Raw genomic sequence first — 12,828 nt, 5'->3', positions numbered from 1 at the left:
CGCCGACGTTTATTTCTTCTTCTGGATGAACTCGATCTTGTAGCCGTCCGGATCGGTGACAAATGCGATCACCGTGGTGCCGTGTTTCATAGGCCCGGCTTCACGCACAACCGTGCCGCCTTGCGCCTTGATTTTGTCGCATGCGGCATAGGCGTCTTCCACTTCGACGGCGAGATGGCCGAAGCCGTTGCCGAGGTCATAGGCCGGCGTGTCCCAGTTGTGCGTCAATTCAATGACAGTGCCGTCGCGCTCGTCCGTGTAGCCGACGAACGCCAGCGTGAACTTTCCGTCCGGATAATCTTCGCGGCGCAGTAACTTCATGCCGAGCAGTTCGGTGTAGAACGCGATCGAACGGTCCAGGTCACCGACCCGGAGCATGGTGTGAAGCAGGCGCATCGTGTACTCCCTTTTTGCTTGATGTCGAGAGCGTAAATGTACCCGGAATCGACCGTCGTTGCAGGGACGCGCCGCGCTGCCTTGTAACCCGATATGTCAGAACTGATGCCGCAGCCCCGCCATCAAGCCGATTTGCGAGCCTTTCTGCGCGAGTCCGACGCCATTCACGCCTTGCAGTTGCGCGCCGATCAGATCGCCGCGATACAGCGAATAATCGCCTTCCACGTAGACGTCAGTGCGCTTTGACAGGTTGTAGTCCGCGACGAGCTGGTATTGCCATGCGGAACCGTCCTTCGCGGCGGTCTTGCCGTCCTGCAGCGTGCGCCAGACGTTTGCCGCCAGGTGCCAGGCGTTGCCTACCTGCTGCGTAATGCCGCCCATGAACATGCGGCGCCGCGAAAAGTCCGTGTATTTGAGCGCGGTCAGCGCGGCGGCCGTAAACGGTCCGTTGGCGAAAGTGGAGAAACCGGCGTCGGCCCGATTGACGATGTAACCCAGCGAAAAGCGCGTTTTGTCCCACGTGTACGAGCCGCCGAATGTCCACGCTTTGGCCGAGGCTCCGTTGACTGAATCTTTCGACTCCTCGTACGCGCCGCCGACGGTAAATGGTCCGCCCGGGGGCGCGTAAGCGGCCGCCGCGCCGACCTGACTGCCGTACGAATTGCCGGCGTTGCCGCCGAACGCGTAGCCCGCCGAGAAGCTCAAGCCGTTGTACTTTGCCTGATACTGCACCTGGTTACTGGTCCAGATGCCGCCCGTCATCGTCACCTCAGGCTGGAAGCTGAAGTCGTACGGAATCCACGGATTGCTGCCGTAACCGCCTACCGTGATGCCTTCTATCATCACGTTGTACTGACGGCCCAAAATCACCTGCCCGTAGGAAGTGGAGCGCACACCGACCTGCGCTTCGTTGAAGAACGGCAAGGTCGGATCGCTCTGTCCGCTGTTGATGTAAAGGCGATTTTCAAGTTTGAAAAAGGTGGACCAGCCGCCGCCAAGGTCCTCGACGCCTTTCAGCCCCCAGCGGCTTTGCGTCATGCCGCCCGTGCCCAGTCCGAGTGAAGAGTCGCCCGCTTTGTTGGCATGGGTCAGGTAGCGCACGCTCTCGTCGACCACGCCGTAAAGCGTCACGCTCGATTGGGCCTGCGCAACTGGACAACCGAACGATACCAACGCCACGACCGCCGCGCCTCTGCTGAGGGTCTTCATGCCGTTTCCTCTTACAGGCTCCGCTTTGCGCGGATAGAGTTTGTTTGTTTACGCGGCGCCTCGCCCGGTGGCCGGCATCGTACTGAAGCCCGATTCGGCGACGCAGCGCGTACGAACACACCGACAGAACATGTCGTCGAACCTTAGCGCGAAATCAGGATGGTAAGAAATAGGTGTTGCGCGGGAGTTGCGCAGGTGTCCTTGAATTCGCAAATGACTTGCGACTTGTCGGAAGCACGCGTAGGCGGTGGGGTCATCGAATGGACGCGTGAGCGGGTTTGGTATCGTACGCGCTGCGCCGGACAACCCGTCTAGCCCTTATCGTCACCACATCGCCATGAGCACCACCGCACTTCGCGCGCGCCGCGCCCCCGATGGCTTCGCCATCCTGCTGATGGTCGGCTTGTGCGCGATCTGGGGATTCCAGCAAGTGGCGATCAAAAGCGCCAACGCCGCGTTGCCACCGTTCTTTCAGGCGGGCTTGCGTTCCGCGATCGCCACGCTGCTGGTCTGGGGCTGGGCTCGCTCGCGCGGCACGCCGCTTTTCCGCGACGACGGCACGCTCGGCGCCGGTCTGCTGGCGGGCATGCTGTTCGCAGCCGAGTTCGTGTGCATCTTTCTCGGACTCACACTGACGAGCGCGTCGCGCATGGCGGTTTTTCTGTACACCGCGCCCTGCTTTACGGCGCTGGGCCTGCACTGGTTCGTCGATGGCGAGCGGATGCGGCGCATTCAATGGCTCGGCATTTTCGTGGCGTTTGCCGGCATGACGCTGGCTTTCGCGGATGGCTTCCTGCATGGCGCAGCGGCGCGCAGCTCGTCGCTGGCTGCCGTGGCCGGCGACGCGCTCGGCGTGCTCGCGGGCATCGCCTGGGCGGCGACGACCGTCGTGGTGCGCGCGACGCGGCTAGCGCACTCGAGCGCGAGCAAGACGCTCTTCTATCAACTGGCGGTGTCCGCGGTGGTGCTGCTGGTGCTGGCGCTTGCGTTCGGCGAGGCGCACGTCGACACGGTCACGCCGATAGCGCTCGCGAGCCTCGCGTATCAGGCGGTGGTGGTCGCGTTCGTCAGCTATCTGGTGTGGTTCTGGCTGCTCACGCGCTATGTCGCGTCGCGCCTGTCGGTGTTCTCGTTTCTCACGCCGATGTTTGGGGTGACCTTCGGAGTGCTGCTGCTCGGCGAGTCATTCAGCTTGAGGTTTCTGATGGCCGCGGCGCTCGTGCTGACCGGCATCGCGCTGGTCAATGCGCCGGGCAAGCGGTGAGTGACCTGAGCTTTCGCTCGTAGCCATTGCGCCTGAACGCCTGGCGCTCCTGGCGCAACGGCTCGGAACTCCTGCCGACGCTTTAGCCCACGAACCTCAGCGCTCCAAATCCAACGCCCAGCGCTTAACGCTTACCCGCCACGATCTGCGCGACGCGCACATATTCGGCCACCGGCACGTCTTCGGCGCGGCGCTGCAGGTCGAAGCCGATCGCGTCGAAGTCGACGGTATCGCGCAACGCGGCCAACGTGTTGCGCAACATCTTGCGACGCTGCGAGAAAGCCGCCGTCACCACTTCGCCGAGTACGCGCTCGTCCACGGGCGTCAGTTCGTGCGGTGCATACGGGATCATTCGCACAATTGCCGAATCGACTTTCGGCGGCGGCTGGAATGCCTCGGGCGGCACGTCAAGCTGCTTGTCGATCACGTAGCGATATTGGAGCATCACCGAGAGACGGCTGAAGGCCTTGGTGCCCGGCTCGGCCACCATCCGCTCGACCACTTCGTTCTGCAGCATGAAGTGCTGGTCGATCACACGGTGCGCAAACGCAGTGAGATGAAATAGCAGCGGGCTCGAAATGTTGTACGGCAAGTTGCCGACAATGCGCAGCGACGGCTCGTCGCCGGGCGCGGCGAGCGAGCCGAAGTCGAACGCGAGTGCGTCGCCGGCGTGCAGTTGGAGCAGCTCGCCGAACTTGTTCTTCAGACGCCCGATCAGATCGCGGTCCAGCTCGACGGCGTGCAAGGGCGCCTCGGGCGTCGCCAGACGCTCGATCAACGGTTCGGTCAGCGCGCCGAGCCCCGGCCCGATTTCGACCATGCGCTGGCCGCGCTGCGGCCCGATCACATTGACGATCGAATCGATCACGCCCATGTCGACCAGAAAGTTCTGCCCGAAACGCTTGCGCGCGATATGGCCTTGGTGCCGGCCCTGCTGCTGTCTGCTGGTGGACATCGAAGAAACGCTAAAGAAAGAAAACTGCTTGAGAAATGACTACGCGCGAGGCGCCGACGCGACGTTGAATCAGCCCGCGCGGCGATGTTGCGCCATCAGAACCGCCGTGTCGATGGCGGCGATCAGGCTGCCCGCGTCCGCGCGGCCCGTGCCGGCGAGATCGAGCGCGGTACCGTGATCGACCGACGTGCGGATGATCGGCAAGCCAAGCGTGACGTTAATGCCTTCGCCGAACGTCGCGTACTTGAGCACCGGCAAGCCCTGATCGTGGAACATCGCCAGCACGCAGTCGGCTTCTTCCAGATAACGCGGCTGAAACAGCGTGTCCGCCGGATAGGGACCGCACGCGTCGATACCTTCACCGTTCGCGAGCTTGAGCGCCGGCGAGATCACGTCGATTTCCTCGCGACCGAGATAACCGTTCTCGCCCGCATGGGGGTTCAGACCCGTGACGAGAATGCGCGGTGCCGGCAAGCCAAAATGATGCCGCAAATCGTGATCGATAATGCGCAGCGTTTGGACGATGCCCTCGACCGAGAGCGCGGCCGAGACGTCCTTCAGCGGCAGATGCGTGGTGGCGAGCGCAACCCGCAACGGACGCTTGCCGGTGCCCGCCAGCATCATGACCACGCGCGGCGTGCGCGTGCGCTCGGCGAGATACTCGGTGTGGCCGGTGAAGGGCACGCCCGCGTCGTTGATGGTGCTCTTTTGCAGCGGCGCGGTCACGATCGCGTCGAATGTGCCGGCCATTGCGCCGTCGATTGCGCTGTCCAGCAGATCGAGCACGTAGCGTCCATTGGCCGCGTTGAGCTTACCGGCAACCGCCGGCGCACCGAGCGGCCGATGCTGCACCTGAATACGCGGCGCGTCGGCGACGAGCGCCTGCCAATCCACGCCGACCGCCCGCGCCCGTTCGGCGACAAGAGCCGCATCGCCCAGCGCGGTGAACCGCGCGCCGGGCCAATGTGCCGCCGCGCCCGCGAGCGCCTGCGCGGTCAGCTCGGGACCGACGCCGGCCGGCTCGCCCGTCGTGATCGCGATCTGCAAGGGCAAGCTGGCTGACTGGGCGGCGGAACTCATGAGGTTTATTGAACGCGAGACAGATCGGGCTTTACTTCGACGTACGCGGTGTCGCGCAGTTCGCGCAGCCAGTCGGCGTAAGCCTGCTCCGCCTTGCGCTGACCGATGGCCTGGCGTGCGAGATCCATTTGCTGCGCGACGGAGCCTTCAGACTCGCGGCGTTCCAGCACCTGAATCAGGTGATAGCCGTATTCGCTGCGCACGGGGTCGCTGATCTGACCGTCCTGCAAAGTGTTCATGGCGCGCTCGAATTCGGGCACCGTCTCGCCGGGGCTGATCCAGCCCAGGTCGCCGCCTTGCGACGACGAACCGTCTTGCGAATACGTGTGGGCAAACTTCGAGAAGTCGCCGCCCGCGGCGATTTCTTTCTTGATTTCGAGCAGCTTCTGGCGCGCTTGGGGCTCCGACATGCCGTCGCCCACGCGCAGCAGGATGTGGCGCACGTGCGTTTGCACGAGCTTAGGCGCGTCCGAACTCGTGCCCTGACCGCTGCGGCGGTCGACGAGGCGCACGACTTCAAAGCCGTCGTTGGTGCGGATCACTTCCGGATTAACCTGGCCCGGACGCAATGCCGAGGCCGCCTTGACGAATTCCGGCGGCAGCTTCGACGGCGCGGCAAAGCCCATGTCGCCGCCCTTGGATGCATCCGGAGCCTGCGAATTCGACTTCGCGAGCTTCTCGAAGTTGGCGCCGCCCTTGGCTTCGGCGAGCAATGCCTCGGCCTTCTTCTGAGCCGCTTCGATATCCGTTTGCGGCGCGTTCAGCGGCGCCTTCAGCAAGATGTGCTGCATGTGCAGGTCGCTCGTCGCGCCGGCATTGGGGCCGCGCTGACTGGCAATGTAGTTCGCGACTTCCGCGTCCGACACTGTGACCTTGCTGTCCACTTCCTTTTCACGCAGACGCGAAAGCGTGAGCTCGGTGCGAGCGTCGCTCGTGAACGTGGCCCAAGGCACGCCTTGCGCCTCGATCCGCGAGCGGTACACGTCGAGCGACAGGTTGTTCGCCTGAGCGAGCCGCTCGAGCGTTTTCTGCACCGCTGCGTCGTCGATATTGATGCCGTCTTCCTTCGCCTTCTGCAACTGGATGCGCTCCAGCACCATCTGATTGAGCACCTGCTGACGCAACTGATCGGCAGGCGGAATCGGGGCGTTCTGCTGGTTCAGGCGGCGGGTAATCAGGCCCACGCGCTCTTCGAGCTCGCGCCGTGTGATGACACCGTTGTTGACCACTGCGGCGATCGTGTCGACGGTCTGGCCGCCGCGGTTGCCGCCCAGCGCCTGCGCCTGTACCGGCGCAACCGACAGGAAAGACGCCGCAGCGGCAAGACCTGCCGCGAGCGTTGCCAAGCGAAGCTTTTTCATGATTGCCACAGATACTCCAATGATGTCGGGCACGCCTGGCCCGTCTTTTCGCATTCGATGAACGACCGGGCGAGCGTCATTCGTAGTTGATGAACCGCGACTCGGGCGGCGGCGGCGGCGGCAGCGGCGTGTAGCCCGCCACGCTGCTGCGGAACGCGGAAATCAGCCCGTTGTCGACGCTCGACAAGCCCTTGAACGTCAACTGCGCGAGAAAGCGCGTGCTCGATTGCTGCTGCCCCGACGTATTCAGGCCGTTTGCGTAGCGCTGAATACCCGCGCCGAGCGTCCAGCAGTCCGCGTCGTATTGCAAACCCACGAGCCCGTCGACGATCCGATGCCCGCCCAGATCGTAATTGAACCGCCCAACCCCGAACACCCGATGCGTGAGCGGCCATTGCCCCGACACCAGCACCTGATTGATAGGCTGGTTTTCCAGCGTGGTGTTCGCACGCGTGTAGCGATACGCGACGTTGAGCACCTTGCCGGTCGCCGGACTGAACCCGAAACCGACGCTCGTCTTGACCAGCTGATTGTTGTCGGCATTATATTGGAACGCGGTTTCCGACGCGAAACCAGCCCCGAGCTTGAGCGACGCGCCCACGATCAGGTCCGAATGCGTGGCTTGCGTGCTGGTCTGATTCGGCAGCAGCGTGACACGCTGATCCTGGAAGTAGTACTGCTGCGCGATCACGAAACGCGCGCGTTCGTCGCCCGTTGCCGGGTTGATGAAGCGCGTGGTGATGGCCGCGGTCAGACGGTTCGCGTCCGCAATGCGGTCGTTGCCGACGAACGTGTTCGGCGTGAAGATTTCCGCGAGCCCGAAGTCGGATTCGGCGGTATCGAAGAGCGGCGCCGACTCCTGATTGCGAAACGGCGTGTACACGTAGTACAGGCGCGGCTCGAGCGTCTGGATGTAATCCTCGCCGAAGAGCCGGACCGAGCGGTCGAAAACGAGCCCGGTGTCGAAGCTCAGCGTCGGGATGGATTCGGTGAAATTCTTCGGCGTGCCGACCGGCACGTCGCTGCTGATGTTGCGCAGGTTATACGACGCGAAATGCCACTGCACCTTCGGCGTGACGAAGTAGCCGGGCCCCACGACCGAGTACGAAATGTACGGGTTGAACACCACCCGCTGACCTTCGGTCATGTCCGCGGTCGTGATGCGGAAGTTCGTGTAGTCCGCTTCGGCGCCGAAGTCGAAGCCGCCCACGTTGTATTTCGCGTACTTCACGTTCAACTGCGGCTCGCGGCCATACGGCGCGACCGACGGCGTCAGCGTCTGCCAGTGCTGCTCGCGTGCGAGCACCGACCACGGGCCGTTGTTATACGTCAACCCGGCTTCCTGCTGATACAGGAGCTGGGTGCCGTTCATGAACTGATTGACCGACGACGACAGGTCTTCCGGATACGTGTTGTCCGAAACCTTGTTGTAGTAGATGTAGCCGCCGAACCCGTTGCCGAAGTTCTGGTTGTGCTGGATGTACAGCGCGTAGCGGTTCGTCTTGGTCAGCCGGTCGTTCGGCAGGAACTCGCCGGTGATCGACCCGGAATACGTGGGCGAAAGATAGCGGAACGTGCTCTGCAACTGCACACCGCGCTTCGAGATGATGCGCGGCGTGACCGTCAGATCGCGATTTGGCGCGATGTTGAAGTAATACGGCACCGAAAGTTCGAAGCCGTTCGTCGAACTGAGCGAGAAGGTGGGCGGCAGGATACCGCTGCGCCGCTCGCCGGACAGCGGAAACGACAGCCACGGCGACGCGAAAACCGGCACGCCCTGGAAGAACAGCACGCCGTTGTGGGCCACGCCTTCGTCGGCACCGGTGTCGAAGTCGAACTCGCTGCCCTTGATGTACCACGCCGGATCGTCCGCGCACGCGCAGGCTGTGTAGGTGCCCCTGGTGAACACCGAGCGCTCGTTATCGAGCAGGTCGACCCGCTCCGCACTGCCCGAGCCGCCCGTTACGTTGAAGTGATACTTCGGCGCGGTCATGAAGCCTTCGCTCGAATCCACGCGCATGTGCGCTTCAGGTCCGGCGAATGTGGTGCCGTTGTTGTTCATGCGGACCTGGCCGTACGCGTCGGCCATGTCCGTGTCCTGATCGTAATGGAGCGCGTCGGCCTTGATCACGACCGTACTGCGGCGCACCTCAGCCGAGCCTTTGACGGCCATGTCCTGATCGGTGGTGCCGTTGGTCGAATCGCCGAGGACGAACGTGGCCGGCTTCTGTCCCGGCTGCAGCGCATGATCTTCGAGTTGCGGGGCGAGTTGCATGCCCCAGGGCGGGTCGATAGGCTGCGGCTGCGCGGCCTCGCCGACCAGCTGGGCGTGAGCGAGCGCGGGCATGAGACCCGGAACGGCGATCAACGCCGCGACGAGCCGCCTTTTGCGCGGCGCCGCGGCACAAGAGGGAATCGTTTGGGAAAGCTGTCTAGGCGGCATGTATCGTTTGGCGAATCGGCCCGTCCGTCAGCTTCTGCAGTCACGATCCACCGCCTGCACACCACGACCGTGACAGTCGGCTGCACATCAATATTTACAATCTTCGAACGGTGAGGCGGGCGGTAAAGCGGAATACGCGAAAGCTGGCGTGAGTCGCGTCAAAAAAGTCGTGGGGTATTATATGGCAAGACGTTGTCCCCCTGAATTTGCCGCCGGTTTTCATGACGCTGCCCCCTTCCCAAGACTTCACACACCACCGCGCCGACCGCCGCCTCGAACTGCTCGAAGCCTGGCTGCAAGGCCATGCAACGCGCTATGCGCTCGATCTCGGCACGCTCGCGCCGGCTTCGTCCGACGCCAGTTTTCGCCGCTATTTCCGGCTCGCCGGTAAGGCGGCGCAAGGCGAAAGCGCCGCTACGCTGATTGCCGTCGACGCCCCTCCGCCTGAAAAGTGCCGCGAATTCGTGCAGATCGCGCAGTTGCTCGTCGACGCCGGCGTGCACGTGCCGCGCGTGCTGGAGGCCGACTTCGACGCCGGGTTCATGCTCGTCACCGATCTGGGCACCGCGTCGTACCTCGGCGCGCTCACCGCCGCGCAAGACGGCAACGACCCGCGCCGCGCCCGCACGCTGATGCGCGACGCACTCGACGCGCTGATCCGCTGGCAGATCACGTCGCGCGAAAACGTGCTGCCGCCGTTCGACGAAGCCTTCCTGCGCCGCGAGATGGAGTTGATGCCCGAGTGGTTCATCGGCCGGCACCTTGGCCGCGAGATCGACGACAACACCCGCGGCCTGCTCGACCGCACGTTCGCATTGCTGATAGCGAGCGCGCGGGCGCAGCCGCAAGCGTTCATGCTGCGCGATTTCATGCCGCGCAACCTGATGGTCTGCGCCGCGCCGAACGCGGCGAGCGACGCGAGCCGCGAGGCCAACCCCGGCGTGCTCGACTTCCAGGACGCGGTGTATGGCCCGATTACCTACGACGTCGCATCGTTGCTGCGCGACGCGTTCCTCAGCTGGGACGAGGAGTTCGAGCTCGATTGCTTCGTGTACTACTGGGAGCGCGCAAAGAAAGCCGGCCTGCCCGTCGATCCCGATTTCGGCGAGTTCTACCGCCAGATCGAGTGGATGGGACTGCAACGGCATATCAAGGTGCTGGGTCTTTTCTGCCGCATCAATTACCGCGACAGCAAACCGCACTACATGAAGGATCTGCCGCGCTTCATCGGCTATGCGCGCAAGGTGGGCGAGCGTTATGCGCCGCTGCGTCTGTTCGCGAAGCTGCTCGACGATCTCGAAGGCCGCGCGAACGAAGTCGGCTACACGTTCTGACCCATCACAATGTCCCTGAAGAAAGCGATGATTTTCGCCGCGGGCCGCGGCGAGCGCATGCGTCCGTTGACCGACGCGCGCCCCAAGCCTTTGCTCGAAGTAGGCGGCAAGCCGCTGATCGTGTGGCAGATCGAGCGGCTCGCTCGCGCGGGCTTCGAGACGATTGTCATCAATCACGCGTGGCTCGGCGAGCAGATCGAAGCCGTGCTCGGCGACGGTTCGCGCTGGCAAGTGAAGCTGCGTTATTCGCCCGAGCATGAAGCACTCGAGACGGCGGGCGGCATTGTCAACGCGCTGCCGCTTATCGAAGATAACGGCGTGAGCGAGGTGTTCCTCGCGGTAAGCGGCGACGTGTACGCGGATTTCGATTACCGCGCATTGAATGCGCATGCGCAGGCAATGAAGTCGCTGGCGGAGCCGGGCATGCATCTGGTGATGGTGCCGAATCCGGCGTTTCATCCGAACGGAGACTTTGCGCTCACGGGCGGCGTGTTGTCGCTCGACGCCGAGCCGCGCTTCACGTTCGGCAATATCGGGCTCTACGACACGCGCATGTTCCGCGATCTGCCGCGCGGCACACGGCGCGCGCTCACGCCGTACTATCGCGAGACGATTGCGCGCGGTCTGGCGACTGGCGAGCTATACGAAGGCTTGTGGGAAAACGTCGGGAGGCCGGCGCAGCTTCAGGCGCTCCATCAGCGGCTGGTTGAGTGCTGAGCGACGCCGCGCCAGCGCTGAACCAAGCGCGGCGCCATACGCGCGCCGCTAGCCGCGTCACGGCTCGCCGTTCCCCGCACCCACAATCTCCGCCGACTCTGGCGCCTCGGCCGCGCGTTGCTGCTGCAACGCCCACATCTGAGCGAAGAGGCCATTCGCGCGCAGAAGTTCGGCGTGCGTGCCGCGCTCGACAATGCGCCCCTTGTCCATCACGATGATCTGCTGTGCGTGCACCACCGTCGAAAGCCTGTGCGCGATGATCAGCGTCGTGCGTTCGCGTGCGATCTGATCGAGCTCGTGCTGGATGGCGCGCTCGGAACGCGAGTCGAGCGCCGACGTGGCTTCGTCGAACAAAAGGATCGGCGGGTTCTTCAGGATGGTCCGCGCAATCGCGACGCGCTGCTTCTCGCCGCCCGAGAGCTTCAGCCCACGCTCGCCGACGGGCGTGTCATATCCTTTCGGCAGTCCTTCGATGAACTCGTGAATGTGCGCGGCGCGCGCCGCCGCGGTCACTTCGTCGCGCGTCGCGGACGGCCGTCCATAAGCGATGTTGTAATAGATCGAATCGTTGAATAGCACCGTGTCCTGCGGCACGATGCCGATCGAAGCACGCAGCGAAGCCTGCGCCACGTCACGAATGTCCTGACCGTCGATGGTGATCGCGCCGCCGGTCGCGCGGTCCAGGTCGTAGAAGCGGAACATGAGCCGCGCGAGCGTCGACTTGCCAGAGCCGCTATGGCCGACCACCGCCGTCGTGGTGCCGGCCGGAATCGTAAAGCTCACGTCGTGCAGAATCTGGCGCGCCGGTTCGTATGAGAAGTTCACGCGGTCAAAGCGCACTTGCGCGCCGCTCACTTGCAACGCGGGCGCGTCGGGCAGATCCGGCACTTCCTGCGCGGCCCTGAGTAGCGTGAACATGCGGTCCATGTCCGTGAGACTTTGCTTCAGTTCCCGATACACCACGCCAAGAAAATTCAGCGGAATATAAAGCTGCAGCATGAACGTGTTGATCAGCACGAGATCGCCGAGCGTGAGGCGTCCCGCCATCACGCCTTCGGTCGCGCGCCACAGAATGAACACGAGCCCCGTGCCGATAATCGCCTGCTGTCCAAAATTCAGCGCCGACAGCGAACGCTGCGACTTGATGGCCGCCGTGCGATAGCGCTTCAGATTTTCGTCATAGCGGCTTGCTTCCCACTCTTCATTACCGAAGTATTTGACGGTCTCATAGTTGAGCAGCGAATCGATTGCGCGCGAGTTCGCCTTCGAATCGAGCTCGTTCATCGTGCGGCGAAAATGCGTGCGCCACTCAGTCACTTTCACCGTGAAGACGATGTACACCGCGAGAGCCACGAACGTGACCACCGCGTAATAGGCTTCGTATTTGACGACGAAAAACCCGAGCACGAGCCCGACTTCGACCAGCGTCGGCAGAATGCTGTACAGCGAATAGGAAATGAGCTGCGTGATGCCGCGCGTACCGCGTTCGATGTCGCGCGACATGCCGCCCGTTTGCCGGTCCAGGTGAAAGCGCAACGACAAGCCATGCAGATGCCGGAACACCTTGAGCGCGAGCTGCCGCACGGCGCTTTCGGTGACTTTCGAAAACAGGATTTCGCGCAATTCGGTGAAGAGCGACGTGGAAAGCCGGACAACCGCATATGCAACCACCAGCAAGCCGACGCCGCCGAGCAGTACGATGCCCGGAGAATCGTGCGCGCGGCCGAGCGCGGTCAGATGCTGCACCGACGCGAGGTTGTCGACAATCCGCTTCATCACGATCGGCACGCCAAGGTTGGCGATCTTCGCGCCGATCAGGCAACTGAGCGCGAAGATCACGCGCCACTTGTAGGTCGCGAGATAAGGCAGCAGCGACAGGATCGTCTGCCAGTCGTTGCGCGGTTGGGTGGAGATCGGCGAGGGTTCTGACGGAAGCGAGCGGCGCATGGATTCGGCTGGGGGAGGAGGTGGAATGCCGGAGTTCGCAGCGGTACGCCGGCCACCGTGTGCACGTGGGCACGCTGCCTGGTCGCGCAACCTCGCTGGGCGCTTTCCCGTACAATTCCTGA

At 63.4% G+C, this 12,828-nt stretch carries 10 protein-coding genes; 3 read left to right on the top strand and 7 right to left on the bottom strand.

Features of this window, described 5'->3' with window-relative positions; genetic code table 11:
• Positions 1–9: 9 nt before the first annotated feature.
• Entirely contained in the window at positions 10–396 is a 387-nt protein-coding gene (gene gloA, locus RW095_RS37335; RefSeq protein ID WP_020069654.1) for a lactoylglutathione lyase, read from the bottom strand.
• Between the two features lie 96 nt (positions 397–492).
• Positions 493–1,605, bottom strand: a complete 1,113-nt coding sequence (locus tag RW095_RS37330; protein ID WP_317020707.1) for a porin — start codon at positions 1,603–1,605, stop codon at positions 493–495.
• A 337-nt stretch (positions 1,606–1,942) separates the two neighbouring features.
• Between RW095_RS37330 and RW095_RS37325 the strand changes: the two genes are divergently transcribed.
• Complete coding sequence (locus tag RW095_RS37325; RefSeq protein WP_317020706.1) at positions 1,943–2,869, top strand: DMT family transporter; 927 nt, start codon at positions 1,943–1,945, stop codon at positions 2,867–2,869.
• A gap of 124 nt (positions 2,870–2,993) precedes the next feature.
• Here RW095_RS37325 and rsmA read toward each other — a convergent pair whose 3' ends face one another.
• The 4 genes from rsmA to RW095_RS37305 form a co-directional block, all read right to left on the bottom strand.
• Positions 2,994–3,824 carry a 16S rRNA (adenine(1518)-N(6)/adenine(1519)-N(6))-dimethyltransferase RsmA gene (rsmA, locus tag RW095_RS37320; protein ID WP_317020705.1) on the bottom strand — a complete coding sequence of 277 codons (831 nt, stop codon included), beginning with the start codon at positions 3,822–3,824 and terminating at the stop codon, positions 2,994–2,996.
• Between the two features lie 69 nt (positions 3,825–3,893).
• Positions 3,894–4,904 (bottom strand): 4-hydroxythreonine-4-phosphate dehydrogenase PdxA, encoded by a 1,011-nt coding sequence (gene pdxA / locus RW095_RS37315; RefSeq protein WP_317020704.1) that lies wholly within the window; start codon positions 4,902–4,904, stop codon positions 3,894–3,896.
• A 5-nt stretch (positions 4,905–4,909) separates the two neighbouring features.
• Positions 4,910–6,274, bottom strand: a complete 1,365-nt coding sequence (locus RW095_RS37310) for a peptidylprolyl isomerase (protein ID WP_193424956.1) — start codon at positions 6,272–6,274, stop codon at positions 4,910–4,912.
• A gap of 67 nt (positions 6,275–6,341) precedes the next feature.
• A complete protein-coding gene (locus RW095_RS37305; RefSeq protein WP_317020703.1) occupies positions 6,342–8,708 on the bottom strand; it encodes an LPS-assembly protein LptD in 2,367 nt (788 codons plus the stop codon).
• Positions 8,709–8,929: 221 nt separating this feature from the next.
• Between RW095_RS37305 and RW095_RS37300 the strand changes: the two genes are divergently transcribed.
• Entirely contained in the window at positions 8,930–10,042 is a 1,113-nt protein-coding gene (locus RW095_RS37300) for an aminoglycoside phosphotransferase family protein (RefSeq protein ID WP_317020702.1), read from the top strand.
• 9 nt (positions 10,043–10,051) lie between these two features.
• Complete coding sequence (murU, locus tag RW095_RS37295) at positions 10,052–10,759, top strand: N-acetylmuramate alpha-1-phosphate uridylyltransferase MurU (protein ID WP_317020701.1); 708 nt, start codon at positions 10,052–10,054, stop codon at positions 10,757–10,759.
• A gap of 57 nt (positions 10,760–10,816) precedes the next feature.
• Here murU and RW095_RS37290 read toward each other — a convergent pair whose 3' ends face one another.
• Positions 10,817–12,706: an ABCB family ABC transporter ATP-binding protein/permease gene (locus RW095_RS37290; RefSeq protein ID WP_317020700.1), complete on the bottom strand. Its 1,890-nt coding sequence runs from the start codon at positions 12,704–12,706 to the stop codon at positions 10,817–10,819.
• Between the last annotated feature and the right edge of the window lie 122 nt (positions 12,707–12,828).

The organism is Paraburkholderia kirstenboschensis (assembly GCF_032806925.1).
Classification (GTDB): domain Bacteria; phylum Pseudomonadota; class Gammaproteobacteria; order Burkholderiales; family Burkholderiaceae; genus Paraburkholderia; species Paraburkholderia kirstenboschensis.
The sequence above is the reverse complement of the archived record's forward strand: the minus strand, read 5'-3'. Positions and strand labels throughout refer to the sequence as shown.

Bases quoted from the DNA above. Each gene is read 5' to 3' on its own strand.
- gloA (WP_020069654.1), bottom strand. From the start codon at position 396: ATGCGCCTGCTTCACACCATGCTCCGGGTCGGTGACCTGGACCGTTCG.
- RW095_RS37330 (WP_317020707.1), bottom strand. From the start codon at position 1,605: ATGAAGACCCTCAGCAGAGGCGCGGCGGTCGTGGCGTTGGTATCGTTC.
- RW095_RS37325 (WP_317020706.1), top strand. From the start codon at position 1,943: ATGAGCACCACCGCACTTCGCGCGCGCCGCGCCCCCGATGGCTTCGCC.
- rsmA (WP_317020705.1), bottom strand. From the start codon at position 3,824: ATGTCCACCAGCAGACAGCAGCAGGGCCGGCACCAAGGCCATATCGCG.
- pdxA (WP_317020704.1), bottom strand. From the start codon at position 4,904: ATGAGTTCCGCCGCCCAGTCAGCCAGCTTGCCCTTGCAGATCGCGATC.
- RW095_RS37305 (WP_317020703.1), bottom strand. From the start codon at position 8,708: ATGCCGCCTAGACAGCTTTCCCAAACGATTCCCTCTTGTGCCGCGGCG.
- RW095_RS37300 (WP_317020702.1), top strand. From the start codon at position 8,930: ATGACGCTGCCCCCTTCCCAAGACTTCACACACCACCGCGCCGACCGC.
- murU (WP_317020701.1), top strand. From the start codon at position 10,052: ATGTCCCTGAAGAAAGCGATGATTTTCGCCGCGGGCCGCGGCGAGCGC.
- RW095_RS37290 (WP_317020700.1), bottom strand. From the start codon at position 12,706: ATGCGCCGCTCGCTTCCGTCAGAACCCTCGCCGATCTCCACCCAACCG.